The following is an 18616-nucleotide window of genomic DNA, read 5'->3' as shown; positions in this document are numbered from 1 at the left end:
CCGCCCGCCTCAGCTGCGCCGGACGACCACGAACGCGACGTCGTCGTCCGGGGCGTCACCCAGCAGGCGCTCGGTGAGCAGCGCCGTGAGCTCGGCCGGGGCCAGGTGCCGCCCCTCGACCAGGGCCGCCGCGGCCCGCTCGATCCCCTCGTCCATCGCCTCGTCCCGGCGTTCGACCAGGCCGTCGGTGTAGAGCAGCAGCGTGGAGCCGGCCGGGAGCACCGCCTCGGCCTCGGGCCGGTGCAGCTCGTCGACGACCGCGAGGGGCAGGGAGTCCGCGTCCCGCAGCAGGCTCGTACGGCCGTCGGCGTCGACGAGGACCGCCGGCGGGTGACCCGCGCTGCTGTAGCGCAGCGCACCCGTGGCGGGATCGACGACCGCGCAGAACACCGTGCTGACGGCGGCACCGGGGACCATGTCGGCGAACCGGTCGAGCGCCGCGAGCACCTGCGAGGGGGACCTGCTCTCCAGCAGCAGGGCGCGCCCGGCGCTGCGCAGCTGACCCATCACCGCGGCGGCGGAGAGCCCGCGCCCGACCACGTCGCCCACCACGACCCCGTAGCCGTCGCCGGGCAGGTCGACCACGTCGTACCAGTCGCCGCCCACCTCGAGGGTCCCGGTCGCCGGCTGGTAGTGGACGGCGAAGCCCGGAGGCAGCACGGTGGGGCCGAGGACCGCGCGCTGCAGGGTGACGGCGACGTCGGTGTAGAACTGGGCGCGAGCCTGGTCCGACCGCGCCCGCTCCTCGGCCCGGCGCCGCTCGGCCGCGACCGCCTGCGCGTCGGCGACGGTCGCGGCGACCTGCCCCGCGACCAGCGCCATGAAGACGCGGTAGTCGTGGTCGAGCGGGAGGTGGGGGCTGGCGCCGAGGACCACGGCCCCGATCGGCCGTTCCGCGCCGGCGGCGGTGAGCGGCAGGACGACGGCGGTGTGGACGGCGTCCCGCCCGGCGGGGCTCGCACCGGAGGCCTGTCCGCCCGGGAGGAGGGCGGCCAGGCCGGTGACCGCCTGCGCCTCCCCCGTGGCCATCGCCCGGAACACCTGCTCCGGGACCTCCACCGGCGCCGGCCCCTCGTGCCCGGCGAGTCCCTGCCCGGCCACGAAGCGCGGCACGCCCTCGTCGTCGGCGAGGTAGACCAGGGCGAACGGGCAGTCGGACCGGGCATCGGCGAGCAGCCCGAGCGCGGTGACGACCGCCTCGGTGGTGTCCCCGTGCGCGGCGCGCGGCAGGCTGCCCAGCCGCTGCAGGACGCCGAGCCGCCGGGCGGTGAGGACGCGGGACGTCGTCTCGACGACGGTGTCGAGGAAGCCGACCACGCCGCCGCCCGGCTCGACGACCGGGCTGTAGGCGAAGGTGAAGTAGGTCTCCTCGTCGTACCCGTGCCGCGTCATGGTCAGCGGGAGGTCCTCGTCGTACGTGGCGCCCCCGGCGAGGACCTCGGTGATCATGGGCTCGATGTCGGCCCAGACCTCGGGCCAGACGTCGGCCACCCGCCCGCCGAGGGCCGCGGGGTGCCGGCCGGCGAGGATCGCGGCGTAGCCGTCGTTGTAGATCATGACGAGCTCGGGCCCCCACACGAGCAGCATGGGGAACCGGGAGTTCAGGCAGAGGCCGACGGCGGTGCGCAGCGTCGGCGACCAGTCCTGCTGCGGGCCCAGCGGGGTGCGCGCCCAGTCGTGCTCGAGGACCATCCGCTGGAGCTCCGACCGGGGGTGACCGGGGATCAGCTCCGCCAGTTGGCTGTTCAGCGCACCGCTCCCCACCCGCCGGGCACGCCCGCACCACCGAACCGGTGGCTGTCCGCGCGCGCCGCTCGCATCCTCGCACCTGGACCGACCGCAGGTGAATCGGGCACGACCGGGCGCCACCCCACCGGATGCACGCGCGGTCGCCGGATCTCCGGCCCGACGCGGGCCCGCGGCGACCGGCGCACGGCGGGCACGGGCCCGGGCGCACCGGTCAGCGGGAGTAGTACTCGACGACCAGCTGCTCCTCGCAGACGACCGGCACCTCCTCGCGCGACGGCGTCCGCTCGTAGCGGGCGGTCAGGTCGGCCAGCCGCACCTCGAGGTACGTCGGCGCCTCGGCGTGCGCGCCGGATGCGGCGACGACGAACGGCTCCTTCGTCCGCGACCTCTCCGCGATCTGCACGAAGTCCCCGGGCGCGAGCCGGTAGGACGGCCGGTCGACCCGCTTGCCGTTGACCAGCACGTGCTGGTGGGTGACGAACTGGCGGGCCTGGTAGATCGTGCGGGCGAAGCCGGCCCTCAGCACCGTGGCGTCCAGCCGCGACTCGAGGTCCTGGATCAGCGCCTCGCCGGTCTTGCCGCCGGAGCGCTTCGCGCGGTCGAAGGCGGCGCGCAGCTGCGTCTCGCTGATGTCGTACTGGGCGCGCAGCCGCTGCTTCTCCTTGAGGCGGGTGGAGTAGTCGCTGTCCTTGCGACGCTTCCGCCCGTGCTCGCCCGGCGGGTAGGGGCGGCGCTCGAAGTACTGCACGCACTTCGGGGTGAGCGGGATGCCCAGCGCGCGGCTGAGCCGGACCTTGGGACGGGGCGTGTTCACTCGGGACCTCCGGTTTGGTTAGGCTCACCTTACTACTCATCCGCGAGCACCCCGAGGTGGTCCATGACGGCCGGCCCCACCCCCTCCTCCGCGGCCGTCGACCGGCAGCCGCCGGCGGCCGAGCGCGCCCGCACGGTCGCGGTGCGCTCCTCCGCCGCCCTCCACGTGGCCGGGACCGGGTCCTGCGCGGTGCTGGCCGCGACGACGACGGCCGACGGCGACGTGCTGCTCGTCGTCCCGACCGACGGCGGGGTCGTGGCGGCGCTGCGGAGCTCCCCGCTGGGCGACGTCCCCGCGCGGCTGACCGTCGCCGACCGGGCGCCCTTCCCGCTGCGCCACCCCGTCCGCGGCCTGGTGCAGCTCGGCGGGTGGCTCGCGCCGGTTCAGGAGCGGGACGTGCCGCGGCTGGTGCTCGACTTCGCCGGCAGCTCGCCGGCCGACGTCCTGTTCGAGGTCGGCCTCGGCGCGTCGCTGGTGCGCCTGGACCTCGCCGAGGTGGAGCTGGAGGAGTCCGGCACCCGCGCCGACGTCGACCCCGACGACTTCCGGGCCGCCCGGCCCGATCCCGTCAGCGGGGCGGAGTCGGAGCTGGTGGCCCGCCACCGGGCGCCACTGGGGCGGCTCCGCGGGCGGGTCCAGCGCTGGGCCGGGCGGCACGACGACGTCCGACTGCTGGGGCTGGACCGCTTCGGCGTCCGGTTCCGGGTGCAGGGCCGCAGCGGCTGCTACGACCTGCGGGTGCCGTTCGCGGAGGCGCTGGACGACGTGGACGGGTTCGCCGCCGCCGTCGACCACCTGCTCACCTGCGGCCCCGCCTGAGCCGCCGCCTCCCGGTACGACGACACGCCGGCCGCCGTTCCGCCGGGAATGCGGGGCAGCGCCCCTCTCCGCCCACTAGCCTGCGCGCGATCCAAGACGCGTCCGTTCTAGAAGGAGGAGGGGCCGTGATGCTGGTGGACGCAGGGGTGGACTACCCGGAAGCGCGCACGGTGGTGGACCTGCTGGCCACGAGCCGGGGGGACGTGCTGATCAGCCTGGTCGAGTCCTCGGACCCCACCGAGATCGTGGTGTCGATCGGCGAGGACCGCTCGCGGCGGCGGGTCCGCCTGGAGGCAGGCGAGCACGTCGAGGTGATCTGGCGCGGGCCGGAGGAGCTGCGCTCCCTCCCCACCGAGCTCATCGCCGCGGAGCTGCACCCGCCGCAGTGGCGGCTGCGCCCCGTCGGCCCGTCGACCCGGGGGCAGCGGCGGTCCGCGGTGCGCGCGCCGCTCAGCCTGCAGGTGCAGATGACCGTCGGGCCGGACGTGCTGCACGGCCTGACCGTGGACATCAGCGAGGGCGGGATCCGGGCGCTGTTCGCCCCGCGCGAGCCCGCGCGAGCCCCCGCGCCGGCCGGGCAGCCCACGGCGGGCGTCGCGCCGGAGCAGCCGGTGGCGGACGGCGGCCCCGACGCCGGCAACCCGCTGCGCGTCGGCGCGGTCCTCCCGCTGGTCGTGCGCCTGGATGACCGGGAGGAAGTCGCCTGCCGCGGCGAGGTCATCCGGCGGATCCCGCGCCAGGACGGCGGCATCGAGCTGAGCCTGCGGTTCCTCGACATGCCGGAGAAGACCCAGGACCTGATCCGCCGGCACGTCTTCGCCGGGCTCCGCCAGCTGCGCTCCCGCGGCATGCTCTGACCGGATGCGACGAACTCGTGGTCACCAGCCGCTGATGGCCACGAGTTCCTCGCGTCCGCCGCGGGATCAGGCGGTGCGGGCCTCCTCGGCCAGCGCGGCCAGGGCCTGCTCGAAGCACTGCTGCGGCGGCTGCACCAGCCCGGCGCCGACCTGGCCGGTGCCGGCGACCCGGCCGGCCATGCCGGTGTTGATCTGCGGCAGCCACCCGGTGCGCGCCACCTTGAGCACGTCGATCCCCGTGGGCGAGCCGCGGAAGCCCATGATCGGGATCTGCATCGCCGGGTTCTCCGCCAGCGTCAGCTGGTACATGCGCTCCGTCGTCGCCAGGGCGTCGGGCACGGTGCCACCGACGAACCGGACGATCGCCGGCGCCGCCGCCATCGCGAACCCGCCGATGCCGTAGGTCTCCATGATCGCGGAGTCGCCGATGTCGGGGTTGGCGTCGTCCGGCCCGTAGTCGCCGAGGAACAGGCCGACCGGGGTGTTGGCCGGGCCGGTGAACCAGCGGTCGCCGGTGCCGGAGGTCTGGATGCCGAACTCCGTGCCGTTGCGCGACATCACCGTGAGCATCGTCGAACCGGGGATGCCGCGGGCGGCGTCGAGCGCGAGCTTCGCCGTCGGCATGCCGAGGTTGAGGAAGAAGTGCTCGTTGCCGCCGATGAAGCGCAGCACGTCGGCGATGTCGGACGACGGCGCGCCGCTGGCCACGATGGCCGGCGACAGCTCGCGCAGCGCCATGAGGGAGCCGGCGCGGTTGCGGTTGTGCGCCTCGTCGCCCATCTGCAGCATCTGGGCCAGCACGGCCTTGACGTCGAGCGGGTCGTTGCCGGCGTCGATCGAGCCGCGCACCGCCTTGGACAGCACCGGACCGAGGACGTCGCGCATCCACCGCAGCCGGGCCTGCACCTCCTCGTTGAAGGCGCCCATGCGCAGCACCTTGCCGAGGCCCTCGTTGAGGTTGCAGAACGCCTGCCCGCCGGTGACCGGGTCCTCCAGGCACCACATCCACATCGACGGGCTGGTGACGCCCGCCATCGGGCCCACGGTGCGGTGGTGGTGGCAGGGGTCGAGGGTGACCGCGCCGGTGGCGAGGAGGATCTCGGCCTCCTCGACGTCGGCGGCCCACCCCTCGAACAGGCAGGCGCCCACCAGGGCGCCACGCATCGGCCCGGAGGCGTTCTCCCACTCCAGCGGCGGGCCGGAGTGCAGCAGCGTGCGGTCGGTGAGGCCGATCACCTCGCGGGCGGGCCGCACGTCGACGAGCACGGAGCCGGCCGCCATGAGCCGCTCGACCGCGGTGCGGTTGGCCGCGGCCCGGCGGGGGTCCAGCGCCAGCGCGGCGAGGTCGGCCGGGTCGCCGAAGCCCGGCGGGCGCCAGTCGACGTCGTGCACGTCGGCGCCCTGGGCGCGCAGCGCCTCGGAGAAGACGTCGACGCCGGCGGCGACGATCGCCGGCGGGCCGGAGAGCAGGTTCTGCAGGCTCATGCGGAGGCTCCCAGCAGGTCGAGGGCGTACCGCGTGGCCGCGGCGTTGGAGGAGAAGACCGCGCAGCCCGCGGCGGCGAGCGCGTCGGCCTGCCGCGACCAGCCCTGCGGGTCGCCCTCGGTGCCGATCAGCGCGACGACGACCGGCAGCGCGCGCCGCTCGCGGGCGGCGGTCAGCGCCGGCACGAGCGCGCCGGCGGGATCGGGGTCCGCGCCGTACCCGAGGACGACGTCGAGCAGCAGGACGGCGGGCTCGTCGGAGGCGGCGAGCGCCTCGATCGCCTCCAGCCGCAGCGTGGGGTCGATCATCGGGTGCGCGCGGCCCACGGTGAGGGCGTCGTCGCCGAAGTCGACGACCAGGTGGCCGGGGGCGGACAGGTCCGTACCGAGGTCGAGGTCCGGCTGCAGCGGGATGTTCGAGCGGATGCCGCCGAGCGCCGGGGAGGCCAGCAGCATCGCCTCGTCGGCCAGCGTGCCCCCGGAGTAGAGCCCCTTGAGCGCTGCGCCGGGGACGGCGGCCTCGGCGGGGCCCGGACGCGACGGCCACACCGGGACGTCGAGCCCCATGTCGGCGAGCAGCGCCTCGACGGCGGCGGTCAGGTCGGGGCTCTCGGGCGAGAGGACGGCGGATCGCACCGGCACCGACAGCTTGCCGGCGGCCTCGGTGACCGCGGCGGCCACCGAGGGCGCGGGTGGCTTGGACACCAGCAGCACGCGCTCGGTGGCGGGGTCGGCGTCCAGGGCGGCGAGCGCGTCGAGCGTGGCAAGCCCCCCGACCTCCTCCTTGAGGTCGCGCCCGCCGACGCCGAGCACGTGCGAGACGCCGACGCCGGCCATGTCGAGCAGGCAGGAGACCTGCTGGGCGCCGGTGCCGCTCGCCGCCACGAGGCCCACCGGCCCGGGGCGGACGACGTTGGCGAAGCCGAGGGCGACGCCGGAGACGATCGCCGTCCCGCAGTCGGGCCCCATGACGAGCACCCCGGCGTCGTGGGCGGCGCGCTTGAGGGCGACCTCCTGCTCGACCGGGACGCCGTCGGAGAAGACCAGGACGCTGCGCCCGGCGGCGATCGCGTCGGCGGCCTCGGCGGCGGCGTACTGGCCGGGCACGCTGACGATCGCCAGGGCCGGCGACTCGGGGGAGAGCTCGTCGAGCCCGGCGCCGGTGGTGCGGTGCGGGATCGCGGCGGCGGTGCCGGTCGAGCGCTCCCGCTCGGCCAGGGCGGCGTCGACGTCGGCGAGCGCCTCGGCGAGCGCCCCCTCGTCGGCCGCGCGGACGGCGATCAGCAGCTGCTCGGGGCTCGTCGGCTCCTCGGGCGCGAGGCCCATGTTCGCCGCGAGCTCGAGGTTCAGCGGGGTGGCCATGGCGACGAGGACGGCGGAGACGCCCTCCCGGGCACCGATCCGGCGGCTCACCTGCATCAGCTTGACCGAGTCGGCGTAGACGCCGGATCGCAGCTGCACCGAGACCGCGGCGTCTCCACCGGAGGGGGCTGAGGGGCTCATCCTCGGCACCGTACCCACAGATCTCTCAGCGGTGAAGTATCGGCATCTCGTTGCAACAACGATTTAGCACTGAGGTACTTCCGCCAGGGTGCGAGCCGTGCCACATTGGCGCCCTCCGGTGCGGGCACACCCCTGTCGACCAGCACCGGACCGCATCGGAAGTGCACGTCGAGGAGGCACTCAATGTCGTTCGGCTGGAAGCTCTACGGGGACGGTAAGACGCCCCCACTGGGAGAGGCCGTCGCCCCTGACGAACGCCTCTCCTGGCCGCGCACCGTCGGGATCGGCGCGCAGCACGTCGTCGCGATGTTCGGGGCGACCTTCGTCTTCCCGATCATCATGGGCCTGGACCCCAACCTCGCCATCATGATGAGCGGCGTCGCCACGATCATCTTCCTGCTGATCGTGAAGAACCGGGTACCGAGCTACCTGGGCACCAGCGCCGCCTTCGTCGGCGGCGTCGCCGCGATCCGGGCGAACGGCGGCGACTCGAGCGACGTCGTCGGCGCGCTGTTCGTCGCCGGTGCCGTCCTGGCGCTCGTCGGTGTGCTCATCCACTTCGCCGGGCTCGGCCTGATCAACAAGGTGCTGCCGCCCGCCGTGACCGGCGCGGTGGTCATGCTGATCGGCTTCAACCTGGCCCCGGTCGCCGCCGGCGTGTACTGGCCGCAGGACCAGTGGGTCGCCCTGGCCACGATGGCCTTCGTGATCATCGCCTCGCTGGCGCTGCGCGGCTTCCTCGCCCGCATCTCGATCCTGCTCGGCCTCGTCTTCGGGTACCTGCTGTCGGTGCTGCTGGACGTCACGGCCGGCCCGATCACCTCGCCGGACGGCACGGGCGTGGAGAGCACCCGCGACCGGATCAACTTCGACTCGGTCGCCGACGCCGACTGGTTCGGCCTGCCCGACTTCACCGCCCCGTCCTTCTCGCTGAACTTCAGCCTGCTGGTGATCCCCGCGGTGATCGCCCTGGTGGCGGAGAACGCCGGCCACGTGAAGGCGGTCGCGGAGATGACCAAGCGCGACCTCGACCCGTACATGGGCCGGGCGGTCGGGGCCGACGGCTTCGCCACCATGGTCGCCACGTCGGTCGGCGGCTCCCCCACCACCACCTACGCCGAGAACATCGGCGTCATGGCCGCCACGCGGGTCTACTCGACGGCGGCGTACTACGTGGCCGCGCTCGTGGCGATCCTGCTCGGCCTGATCCCCAAGTTCGGCGCGCTCATCAACATCGTCCCGGGTGGCGTCCTCGGCGGGATCACGGTCGTCCTCTACGGCATGATCGGCCTGCTGGGCGCGAAGATCTGGAAGGAGAACCGGGTCGACTTCGCCAACCCGATCAACCTGGTGCCGCTGGCCGCCGGGATCATCATCGGCATCGGCAACGTGACCCTCAACTTCTCCGAGGACTTCTCCCTCACCGGCATCGCGCTCGGCTCGATCGTCGCGGTCGTCGCCTGGCACGTGGCGCGGGCGCTGGCCCCGGCGGACATGAAGGCGGCGCTGCTCCGCGAGGGCGCGCACCCGGCCGCCGGCAGCACCTTCGGGCACGACGCCGGCGACCAGGTCAGCTCCGACCCGTCGTCGGTCGACGAGGTGGGCCGACCGGGCGTGCTGGGTGGCAACACCCCCGGGACGGACACCCGCAACCGCTGACCCGCTCCCCCCGCCGCCCCCGGCACCCGGACCCAAGCGTCCGGGCACCGGGGGCGGCGTGCGTCCCGGGGTGGCCCGCGCTCGGGGCCGCCGTCCGGCGGAACCGATGAGGTCCGCAAGCCCGCAACGAAGTTTTAGCGCTGAGGTACTTTCGCCGACCCTCCCGCCGGTGACAGAGTGACCTCTCGCAGCGAGCACGGAGGTGACCGGAGCCGGTGAAGCCCGCCCCCTTCCGCTACGCCGATCCCAGCACCCTGGGAGAAGCGCTGGCGGTCCTGTCCGACGAGGGCGCCAAGGTGCTCGCAGGCGGCCAGTCGCTGCTGCCCCTGCTGTCCATGCGCCTGGCCGCACCCGCCACGCTGGTCGACATCAACCGCATCCCCGACCTGGACGCCGTCGAGGTGACCGACGACGCCGTGACGGTGGGCGCGCTGGTCCGGCACGACGCGCTGCTCCGGCACGGGGGCGCGGCCGCGGTGCAGCCGCTGCTGGGCCGGGCGACGGCGAACGTCGCCCACCCGGCGATCCGCAACCGCGGCACCACCGTCGGTTCGATCGCGCACGCCGACCCCTCGGGCGAGATGACCTCGGTGCTCGCGCTCACCGACGGATCGGTCACCGTGGCGACGACGGCCGGCAGCGAGGTCGTCGGCTGGCGGGACTTCTTCGTCGGCCCCCTGGAGACCTCGATCCCCGCGGGCGCCGTCGTCACCGCCGCCACGTTCCCGGCCCTGCCGCCGCGGTCGGGCACCGCGTTCGCCGAGGTCGCCCGGCGCAAGGGCGACTACGCGGTCTGCGGCGCCGGCGTCGTCGTCACCCTGTCCGAGGACCGCCGGGTCGAGCGGGTGCTGGCCTCCTACGTCTCGGTGGGGCTGACCCCCGAGGTGCACGACCTGACCGAGGCCGTCGCCGGCTCGCCGGCGGAGAAGGCCGACTGGGCCGCCGCCGGGGCGCTCGCGCGCACCCTGGTCGACCCGGACACCGACATCCACGCCAGCGCCGACTACCGGCGGCTGCTGGTGGGGGTGCTGACCGAGCGGACGCTGGCGGACGCCGCCGCCGAGGCCGGCGCGAGAGCGGCGCGCGAGTGAGCATCGCAGCGAGCTGGGGGCACCTCCCGCTTGCGGGGGACAGCGAGCGAGGAGCGGAGCGAATCCGAGCCGACGACATGGGGAGGGCCGCATGACGAGCATCGACAGCGAGCGCACCATCACGGTCACCGTGAACGGTGTTCCACGTGAAGCCACGGTGCCGGTGCGCCGGCTGCTCTCCGACGCGCTGCGCCACGACCTGGGGCTCACCGGCACCCACGTCGGCTGCGAGCACGGCGTCTGCGGCGCCTGCACGGTGGTCGTGGACGGCGCCGCGGTGCGCTCGTGCCTGATGCTGGCCGTGCAGGTGGACGGCGCCGAGGTGCGCACCGTGGAGGGCCTGGCGCGCGAGGACCACCAGGGCGGGCAGGTGCTGCACCCGGTGCAGGAGGCGTTCCGCGAGTGCCACGCCCTGCAGTGCGGGTTCTGCACGCCGGGCTTCCTCATGACGATCGCGGCCGGGCTCGAGGGCCGCGACAACTCGGCCGAGCTCACCGAGGAGGAGGTCGACGACATGGTCGGCGGCAACCTCTGCCGGTGCACCGGCTACGCCAACATCAAGAAGGCCGTGCACCACGCGGCGGCCGCGATGAAGGACGGCGCCTGATGGGTCCGACGGCGTTTTGTGCACATAACGCCGCGTTCTGCCGCCCGCCGCGCGTCGCGCGAGCGGCGTTATGTGCACAAAACGCACGGGAGGGGGGTCTGCGGTGACGACGAAGCTGTTCGGTGAGCCGGTCCGCCGGCGGGAGGACCAGCGGCTGATCACCGGCCGGGGCCGCTACCTGGACGACATCGGGTCGAAGGCGCTGGCCGCGGCGTTCGTCCGCTCGCCGCACGCCCACGCGCGGATCGTCTCGATCGACGTGGACGAGGCGCTCGACGTCGAGGGCCTGGTGGCGATCTACACCTACGAGGACCTCACCGGCCCCATGGCCGAGCCGCTGCCGGTGCTCATCCCGCACCCGCAGCTGCACGCGCCGCGCACCGGGTTCCCGCTGGCCAACGGCGAGGTCAACCACGTCGGCGAGCCGGTGGTCATGGTGGTCGCCACCGACCGGTACGTCGCCGAGGACGCCTGCGACCGCATCGTGGTCACCTACGAGGAGCTCCCCGTCGTCGTCGGCGTGGACGCCGCCCGCGAGGCCGCGCACGCCGTGCACGAGGAGATCCCCGACAACGTCGCGGCCCGGCACCACCAGGAGACCGGCGACGTCGAGCCCGTGCTGGCGAGCTCCCCGCGGACCCTGAGCTTCACCCAGTACATCGAGCGCAGCGCCTGCATGCCGATGGAGGGCAAGGGCGTGCACGCCAAGTGGGACCCCGACGACAGCTCGCTGCGGGTCTACACGAGCACCCAGGCGTCGACGTCGGTGCGCGCGGCGATCGCGGCGAAGCTGGAGCTGAGCCTGGACGCGGTCGAGGTCATCGCGCCGGACGTCGGCGGCGGCTTCGGCGTGAAGATCGTGCACCCGTGGCCCGAGGAGCTGCTGGTGCCGATGGCCGCGATCAACCTCCGGCACGAGGTCAAGTGGACCGAGGACCGGCGCGAGCACTTCATCGGCTCGGCGCACGAGCGCCAGCAGCGGCAGGAGATCACCGTCGGGTACGACGACGACGGCCGGATCACCGCCCTGGACGTGCACATCTGGCACGACAACGGCGCCTACACCCCCTACGGGATCATCGTGCCGATCGTGACGGCGACCCAGCTGGTCGGGCCGTACGCGATCCCGGTGTACCGGGTGGTCGTCGAGTCGGTGTTCACCAACACCGTGATCGTGACGCCGTACCGCGGCGCCGGGCGGCCGCAGGGCTGCTACGCGATGGAGCGGACGATGGACCGCATCGCCGACGAGCTGGGCCTGGACCGCTCCGTGGTCCGCGAGCGGAACCTGATCCAGCCCGACCAGTTCCCCTACGACCACCACCTGACGTTCCAGGACGGCCGGCCGGTCATCTACGACTCGGGGGACTACCCGGGCCTCCTGGACAAGCTCAAGGACCTGGTCGGCTGGTCCGAGGCCGAGCGGCTCCGCGAGGAGGCCGAGGCGCGCGGCAGGCTGCTCGGCGTCGGCATGGCGATGTACGTGGAGGGCACCGGGCCCGGGCCCTACGAGGGCGGGCACGTGCAGGTGCTCGGCAGCGGCAAGGTGCTCGTGTCGACCGGCCTGACCTCGCAGGGGCAGGGCCACGAGACGGCGTTCGCCCAGATCGTCGCCTCGGAGCTCGGGGTGCCGATCGAGGACGTCGAGGTGACCACCGGCGACACCCGCCGCTTCGGCTACGCCGTCGGCACGTTCGCCTCGAGGGCCGCGGTGATGAGCGGCAACGCGATCGCGCTGGCCGCCCGGGGTGTGCGGGAGAAGGCGCTGCGGATCGCCGCGGACGTGCTGGAGGCCTCCCCGGAGGACCTGGAGATCGACGCGGGCCTGGTGCAGGTCAAGGGCGTGCCGGGGACGTCGATCCCGCTGCGCACCGTCGCCGTGCTGTCCAACCCGCTGCGGTACGCGTTCGACGAGGCCGCCAAGCAGGCGACGCAGTTCGCGAAGGCCGGCGACGACGACAAGCCGCCGGTGGCCGAGGGCGACGCCCCCGGGCTCGAGCACCGCGACTACTACTCACCGATCCGCTCGACGTTCGCCTCGGGCGCGCACGCGGCGATCGTGGAGATCGACCCGGCGACGTGGGAGATCGACGTCGTGAAGTACGCGGTGGTGCACGACTGCGGCAACGTCGTGAACCCGATGATCGTCGAGGGCCAGGTGCACGGCGGGGTCGCCCAGGGCGTGGGCGGGGCGCTGTACGAGCGGATGGCCTACGACGCCGACGGGCAGCTGCAGAACGCCTCGTTCATGGACTTCCTGATGCCGTACGCCTCCGAGGTGCCCGACATCGACATCGACCACCAGCAGACGCCCTCGCCGCTGAACCCATTGGGCATCAAGGGCGCCGGCGAGGCCGGCGTCATCCCGGGGACGGCGGCGCTGGCCTCGGCGATCGAGGACGCGGTGGGGCGGCGGATCGCCGCCATGCCGATCTCGCCCACCGAGCTGTACGACCTGGTGCGTTCCCCTGATTCGGAGATGACCGCGACGGCCGGGCGCCGGGCGGGGACTGGAGTGATGGCGTGAAGCTCGACGGCTCTGCGGTGCTGCACGGCGACCCCGAGAAGGTCTGGGCCGTGATCACCGACCCGGCGGTGCTCGCGCGGACGATCCCCGGCTGCGAGTCGCTGCAGCAGGTCGGCGACGACGAGTACAAGATGAACGTCTCCGTCGGCGTCGGCGCGATCAAGGGGACGTACGCCGGCGAGGTGCGCCTGTCGGACAAGGAGCACCCGAAGTCCTACGTCATGCACGCGTCGGGCGCGGGTGCGCCGGGGAACGCGCGGGCGACGGTGACGATCACCCTGGCGCCGGCCGAGGACGGCGCCACGGACCTCACCTACTCCGCGGACGCCGTGATCGGCGGGCCGGTGGCGGGCGTGGGCCAGCGGATGATCACCGGGGTCGCCAAGCGGATGGCCGGCCAGTTCTTCAAGGCGATCGACGCCGAGCTGACCGGGGCCGCGGTGCCGGTGGCGGTCCCGTCCGCCGCCGCCGTGAGCTCGACGGAGGCGGAGCCGGCCGGCAAGCACGCCGCCCCGGCTGCCGAGGCCGCGCCGCAGGTGTTCGCCGGCCGCGCGGGCGCTCCCGCCGGGCCGTCCGGCGACGTGCAGACGCTCGCGCTGGGCGCTCTGGGCGGGGCCGCGCTGACGCTCATCGGCATCCTGGTCGGCTACCGCCTCGGCCGCCGTCGCTGAGTCCGCGGCCGTCGGTCCCTGCCCCGCGTGGGTGGGCAGGGACCGACTGCTCGTCCAGCCCCGGCCGGCCGACGGAGCACACGGGCAGGGCGGGACGCGCCGAGCACTCCCCGGCCGTTCCCGCGGGAACGCCGGAGAGTGCCCGCGGGACGCATCTCCGCGTGTTTCCGCGCACCGGTTTCGGCACGCCCGCCGTGGAACAGGACGGGGGGACGCACGCTGACGGGCGCGGACGCCCGACGAAGGAGACCCCGCATGCCCAGGACCTGGTTCATCACCGGCGCATCCCGCGGCTTCGGCCGCGAGTGGTCGATCGCCGCCCTCGAGCGCGGTGACCGCGTCGCCGCCACCGCCCGGGACACCGCGAGCCTGGACGACCTGGTGCAGCGGTTCGGCGACCGGGTGCTGCCGATCCGGCTGGACGTGACCGACCGCGCCGCCGTCGTCGCCGCGGTGGACCGGGCCCACGAGCGGTTCGGCGGCCTCGACGTCGTCGTGAACAACGCGGGCTACGGCCAGTTCGGCATGGTCGAGGAGATCAGCGAGGCCGAGGCCCGCGCCCAGTTCGACACCAACGTCCTCGGCGCCCTGTTCGTCACCCAGGCCGCGCTGCCCCACCTGCGCGCCCAGAGCTCCGGCCACATCCTGCAGGTGAGCAGCATCGGCGGGATCAGCGCCTTCCCCAACATCGGCATCTACAACGCCTCCAAGTGGGCCCTGGAGGGGTTCAGCCAGTCGCTGGCCGCGGAGGTCGCCGACTTCGGCATCAAGGTGACCATCATCGAGCCCGGCGCCTACTCCACCGACTGGGGCGGCTCCTCGGCGAGGCACGCCACGGCGAACCCGGCCTACGACGAGTTCCGGCAGAAGGCGGCCGAGCAGCGCAAGGCCCGCGCCGGCAACCCGGGCGACCCGCTGGCCACCCGGGAAGCGGTGCTGCAGCTGGTCGACGCGAAGCACCCGCCGCTCCGCGTCTTCTTCGGCGACGGGCCGCTCGGGATCGCCACCCGCGACTACGAGTCCCGGCTGGCCGAGTGGCGCGCCTGGGAGCCGCTCTCCGTCGCCGCGCACGGCACGAAGCGCTGACGGGACAGGGCGCCCACGAGCCGCGCCGGCAAGTCCGCAGGGGACCTCGCCGAGCGCCTGGGAGGCCGGGGCCGCAGGACCGGCTTCGGCGGGGCGAGCGCCGCACGGCCGATCCGGCCGCCCGCCGCTGATCCGGGCAGGATGGCCACCGAATCCCGACCGAGCCGAGAGGGGCACGTGTGCCCGAGCAGCGCCGGCCCCACCGCCTGCGCGAGGTGGCCGCGACCCGGCGCGGCTACGTCCTCGCCTGGTGGGGGTTCACCGCCACCTTCGCGCTGCTACGCCTGCTGACCTGGCTCATCCGCATCGACGTCGACATCGCCGGCCTGGGCGACGTCTCGGCCGGCGGCGTGCACATCCACCACTACGTGTGGGGCATCCTGCTGCTCGCGGTCATCGGTTTCCTGGGCCTGGGTGACCGGAGCCCGCGGGTGCGCACGGCGATGGGCCTGGGCTACGGCATCGGGCTGGCGCTGGTCGTCGACGAGGCGGCGCTGCTCATCCAGCTCGAGGACGTCTACTGGGACACCTTCGGCTGGGTCAGCGTGGGGCTCGCCCTCCTGCTCATCGGCGTCGCCGGCAGCGTGCTCGCCCTCACCCGGGCCCCGCGTGAACCGGAGACCTGAGCCGGGGTCGCGCGCCCGGGGAGGTCAGCCCGCAGCCCGGCCGAGCACGGCGCCGACGGCGTCCCGGAGCCAGCCGGCGGCCTGCTCCGGCGAGGACGGCGCGGAGGCGTGCCGCGCCGCGACGTACGCGTCCGGCCGCAGCAGCAGCACGCCGCCGTCCTCGATCTCCCTGAGTTCGGCCCAGGTCCCGTAGGGGTCCTCGAACGCCTGACCCGGACCGATCGACACCGGCGTGATCGCCAGGCCCCACTCCTCGCCGAGCGACCGCGCCGCGTCCACCCACGCCTCGCCGCCGATGCCGGTGACGACGCTGAACCGCCCGTGCCCGACGAGGTCGAGCGTGGAGACCCGGTGGCCGTCGCGGGTCACCCAGGTGTGCGGGAGCTTCGCGCCCGGCCAGGTCGTGGGCTGCGCGTAGAGCTCGGGGTCCCGGCGGTACTCCGGCATCGGCGTCCCGTCGGGGACGACGGCCGAGGAGGCGTACCGCTGGTTGTGCTCGACGCCGTGCGCGTCGAACTCGTAGGCCTTGTAGGCGATCGCCTCGCGCAGCGCCGTCCGGATCTTCTCCCCCTCCGGCCCGGGCGACTTCCACAGCGCGAGCTGGCGCTCGAGCGCGTCGGCCTCGGTGTGCTCCAGGTCGAGGGCGGTGAGGATCTTCCCGGTGTCCGCGATGCTCTGGTTGGCCCGCTCGACGATCTGCCGGGCGACGGGCGCCCGTTCGGCGTCGTAGCTCGCCAGCAGCGAGGGGTCCGCGGTACCGGCGACGACGTGGGCGAGCTTCCAGGCCAGGTTGTAGGAGTCCTGGATGGAGGTGTTGGAGCCCAGCCCGTTCGTCGGCGGGTGCCGGTGGACGGCGTCGCCGGCGCAGAAGACCCGCCCGCGGGCGAGCGTCGTCGCGAAGTGGTGGTTGACCGTCCACGGCGAACGCGACTTGACCCGCATCTCGAAGTCGTCGGTGCCGACGAGCTTCACCGCCAGCTCCCGGACGACGTCGTCGGTGAGCTCCGGGGGCCCGGCCGCCACCTCGTAGCCCCACATCAGCATCCACTCGTCCCAGGGCTTGATCATGCGGAGCACCCCGAGCCCGACACCCTCCTTCTCCGCGCCGGGCTGCAGCATCCAGTAGAGGACCGACGGGCGGTGGGCGACGAAGCGGGACAGGTCGGCCTCGAAGACGATGCTCAGCGCCCCGGCGACCGCGCCGGGCCCCTCGAAGGGCAGGCCGAGGTCGGCGGCGACCTTGCTGCGCGCGCCGTCTGCCCCGACGAGGTACTTCGACCGGACCGTGAACTCCGCGCCGGTGAGCCGGTCGCGCACGGTCGTGGTGACGCCGTCGGCGTCCTGGACGTGGCCGAGGTACTCCGTGTCGAACCGCACCCGCGCACCGCGCTCCTGGGCGGCCTGCACCAGGATCGGCTCGGTGATCGTCTGCGGCGCGTCCAGCATCGTGCACGGGCTCTGCAGCTCGTAGTCCGCGTGCCGGACGGTGTCGGTGCCCCAGGACGGGATCCGGCCCAGCTCCTCGCCCGCCAGGCTGGTGCAGAAGGTCGTGTTGCCCATGGACGCCCAGGGCGTCGCCTCGCGCACGAGGCGCTCCTCGAGCCCCATGTCGCGCATCGCCTCCATGGTCCGCTGGTTGGTGATGTGCGCCCTGGGGGTGTCCGACAGCCGGCCGTACTTGGTGATCAGCAGGGTCGACGTGCCGTACGAGGCGAGGAACAGCGCGGCCGACGCCCCCGCCGGGCCGGATCCCACGACCAGGACGTCGGTGGTGACGGAGACTCCCGGCTCGGCGGCGTCCGTGGGGAGAGCGGTCATCGGGATCCCTTCGACGGAGCGGCCGAGGCCCTGGCACGGGACCGGCCGAGATAGTGGAATGTTCAACCAGGCTACCCGGACTGTGGTCCACGTCACCAGGGATGGGCGAGGCGGTGCCAGATGCCCGTGCCTGCTCGACAGGTCGGCAGACCCCGGAATGACGGTAATCGTGTAGTACCTTCACAGTCGTGTCCGCCGACGTCGCCGTCTTCGACCGCCTGCTCGAGATCGCGCTGCTCGTCCAGGCCGACATGGCCCGGGAGCTCGAGCCCGCCGGTCTGACCCCGGCCCGCACCCACCTGCTGTGGGAGGTCCACCGGCGCGGCCCGTCCAGCCAGCGCGCGCTCGCCACCGCCCTCGACGTCACCCCGCGGAACGTCACCGGCCTCGTGGACGCCCTGGAGGAGCGCGGCTACGTCCGCCGGGAGCCGCACCCGACCGACCGGCGGATCACCCTCGTCACCCTCACCGACCTCGGCGTCCGGACGACGGCGCAGATGGACGCCGACCACCGCCGGATCGCCGCCCACCTGGTCGACGGCTTCGACCCGGCCCGGCTGGAGCGGTTCCGCGCCGACCTGGACGCCGTCGCCGCCCGCCTGCACGAGCTGATGGACCCGGAGGCCCGACCGTGACCACCCCCGACCCCGGCCGCCGCACCACCGGGCAGCTCGTCCGCCACCTGGCCGCCCGCGCGGTGCAGATGGAGATCGGCATCTGGCAGAGCCTCTACCGGTGGGCCTTCCGCCGCCCCCGGGTCCCGGCCGGCGCAGCGGCGTTCACCTACCACCGGTCGGTGCTGCCGGTGATCATCACCTTCATCGTCGTGTCGGCCATCGAACTGGTCGTCGTCGACGTGCTGGTCCACCGGTGGCCGCTCGTGCGCATCCCGCTGCTCGTCCTCGGCATCTGGGGGCTCACCTGGATGATCGGGTTCCTCGCCGCCCACGTCACGCGGCCGCACGCCGTCGGCCCGGACGGCATCCGCGCCCGGTTCACGGCCGACGTCGACGTCGACCTGCCCTGGGACGCGGTCGACGCCGTCTCCCGCCGGCTGCGCACGCGGGAGGAGAAGGCCCCCAGACTGGACCGGGACGCCGGGTCCCTCGACCTGTGGATGCAGGACCGGACCAACGTGGAGGTCGAGCTGGACCGGCCCGTCGCCGTCCGCCTCCCCGAGGGCGAGGCGACGGTGCGCCGGGTCGGGCTGTTCGCCGACGACCCGGCGGCGTTCCTGGCGGCGGTCCGCCAGTTCACCCAGCCGCCGTCGGCCGACGTGCAGGCGCCCGCCCGCTGAGCACCACC

General features: G+C 74.0%; 16 protein-coding genes. 11 read left to right on the top strand and 5 right to left on the bottom strand.

Features of this window, described 5'->3' with window-relative positions; genetic code table 11:
• Positions 1–9: 9 nt before the first annotated feature.
• A complete protein-coding gene (locus E9549_RS11100) occupies positions 10–1692 on the bottom strand; it encodes a PP2C family protein-serine/threonine phosphatase (RefSeq protein WP_236826596.1) in 1683 nt (560 codons plus the stop codon).
• Between the two features lie 268 nt (positions 1693–1960).
• The gene (rpsD, locus tag E9549_RS11095) at positions 1961–2563 is read right to left on the bottom strand and encodes a 30S ribosomal protein S4 (protein ID WP_236826595.1); all 603 of its coding nucleotides are present in this window, start codon (positions 2561–2563) and stop codon (positions 1961–1963) included.
• A gap of 63 nt (positions 2564–2626) precedes the next feature.
• Between rpsD and E9549_RS11090 the strand changes: the two genes are divergently transcribed.
• Together E9549_RS11090 and E9549_RS11085 are read left to right on the top strand one after the other, a co-directional pair.
• Positions 2627–3382: a DUF2470 domain-containing protein gene (locus E9549_RS11090; protein ID WP_236826594.1), complete on the top strand. Its 756-nt coding sequence runs from the start codon at positions 2627–2629 to the stop codon at positions 3380–3382.
• Positions 3383–3510: 128 nt separating this feature from the next.
• The gene (locus E9549_RS11085; protein ID WP_236826593.1) at positions 3511–4239 is read left to right on the top strand and encodes a PilZ domain-containing protein; all 729 of its coding nucleotides are present in this window, start codon (positions 3511–3513) and stop codon (positions 4237–4239) included.
• A gap of 66 nt (positions 4240–4305) precedes the next feature.
• Here the strand turns inward: E9549_RS11085 and E9549_RS11080 are convergent, their stop codons facing one another.
• Both E9549_RS11080 and E9549_RS11075 read right to left on the bottom strand, forming a co-directional pair.
• Positions 4306–5724: a DUF1116 domain-containing protein gene (locus E9549_RS11080; protein ID WP_236826592.1), complete on the bottom strand. Its 1419-nt coding sequence runs from the start codon at positions 5722–5724 to the stop codon at positions 4306–4308.
• Positions 5721–7226, bottom strand: a complete 1506-nt coding sequence (locus E9549_RS11075; protein ID WP_236826591.1) for an FdrA family protein — start codon at positions 7224–7226, stop codon at positions 5721–5723. The genes E9549_RS11080 and E9549_RS11075 overlap by 4 nt, the downstream gene beginning before the upstream one ends.
• Before the next feature lie 183 nt (positions 7227–7409).
• Here E9549_RS11075 and E9549_RS11070 point away from each other — a divergent pair, with 183 nt between their 5' ends.
• From E9549_RS11070 to E9549_RS11040, 7 genes are all read left to right on the top strand, one after another.
• A complete protein-coding gene (locus E9549_RS11070) occupies positions 7410–8885 on the top strand; it encodes a uracil-xanthine permease family protein (protein WP_236826590.1) in 1476 nt (491 codons plus the stop codon).
• 215 nt (positions 8886–9100) lie between these two features.
• Positions 9101–9976: a xanthine dehydrogenase family protein subunit M gene (locus tag E9549_RS24145; protein ID WP_236826589.1), complete on the top strand. Its 876-nt coding sequence runs from the start codon at positions 9101–9103 to the stop codon at positions 9974–9976.
• A 91-nt stretch (positions 9977–10067) separates the two neighbouring features.
• A complete protein-coding gene (locus E9549_RS11060) occupies positions 10068–10583 on the top strand; it encodes a (2Fe-2S)-binding protein (RefSeq protein WP_236826588.1) in 516 nt (171 codons plus the stop codon).
• 103 nt (positions 10584–10686) lie between these two features.
• Positions 10687–13110 carry an aerobic carbon-monoxide dehydrogenase large subunit gene (cutA, locus tag E9549_RS11055; protein WP_236826587.1) on the top strand — a complete coding sequence of 808 codons (2424 nt, stop codon included), beginning with the start codon at positions 10687–10689 and terminating at the stop codon, positions 13108–13110.
• On the top strand, positions 13107–13781 hold the full coding sequence (locus E9549_RS11050; protein WP_236826586.1) for a CoxG family protein: 675 nt from the start codon (positions 13107–13109) through the stop codon (positions 13779–13781). The genes cutA and E9549_RS11050 overlap by 4 nt, the downstream gene beginning before the upstream one ends.
• 255 nt (positions 13782–14036) lie before the next feature.
• Complete coding sequence (locus E9549_RS11045) at positions 14037–14867, top strand: SDR family oxidoreductase (RefSeq protein WP_236826585.1); 831 nt, start codon at positions 14037–14039, stop codon at positions 14865–14867.
• A gap of 179 nt (positions 14868–15046) precedes the next feature.
• Positions 15047–15493 carry a hypothetical protein gene (locus tag E9549_RS11040; protein ID WP_236826584.1) on the top strand — a complete coding sequence of 149 codons (447 nt, stop codon included), beginning with the start codon at positions 15047–15049 and terminating at the stop codon, positions 15491–15493.
• Between the two features lie 24 nt (positions 15494–15517).
• Here the strand turns inward: E9549_RS11040 and E9549_RS11035 are convergent, their stop codons facing one another.
• The gene (locus E9549_RS11035) at positions 15518–17311 is read right to left on the bottom strand and encodes an FAD-dependent monooxygenase (RefSeq protein ID WP_236826583.1); all 1794 of its coding nucleotides are present in this window, start codon (positions 17309–17311) and stop codon (positions 15518–15520) included.
• A gap of 188 nt (positions 17312–17499) precedes the next feature.
• Here E9549_RS11035 and E9549_RS11030 point away from each other — a divergent pair, with 188 nt between their 5' ends.
• Positions 17500–17946 (top strand): MarR family winged helix-turn-helix transcriptional regulator, encoded by a 447-nt coding sequence (locus E9549_RS11030; protein ID WP_236826582.1) that lies wholly within the window; start codon positions 17500–17502, stop codon positions 17944–17946.
• The gene (locus E9549_RS11025) at positions 17943–18608 is read left to right on the top strand and encodes a hypothetical protein (RefSeq protein WP_236826581.1); all 666 of its coding nucleotides are present in this window, start codon (positions 17943–17945) and stop codon (positions 18606–18608) included. The genes E9549_RS11030 and E9549_RS11025 overlap by 4 nt, the downstream gene beginning before the upstream one ends.
• The last annotated feature ends 8 nt before the right edge of the window (positions 18609–18616 follow it).

The organism is Blastococcus sp. MG754426 (assembly GCF_021699055.1).
Lineage (GTDB): Bacteria > Actinomycetota > Actinomycetes > Mycobacteriales > Geodermatophilaceae > Blastococcus.
The sequence above is the reverse complement of the archived record's forward strand: the minus strand, read 5'-3'. Positions and strand labels throughout refer to the sequence as shown.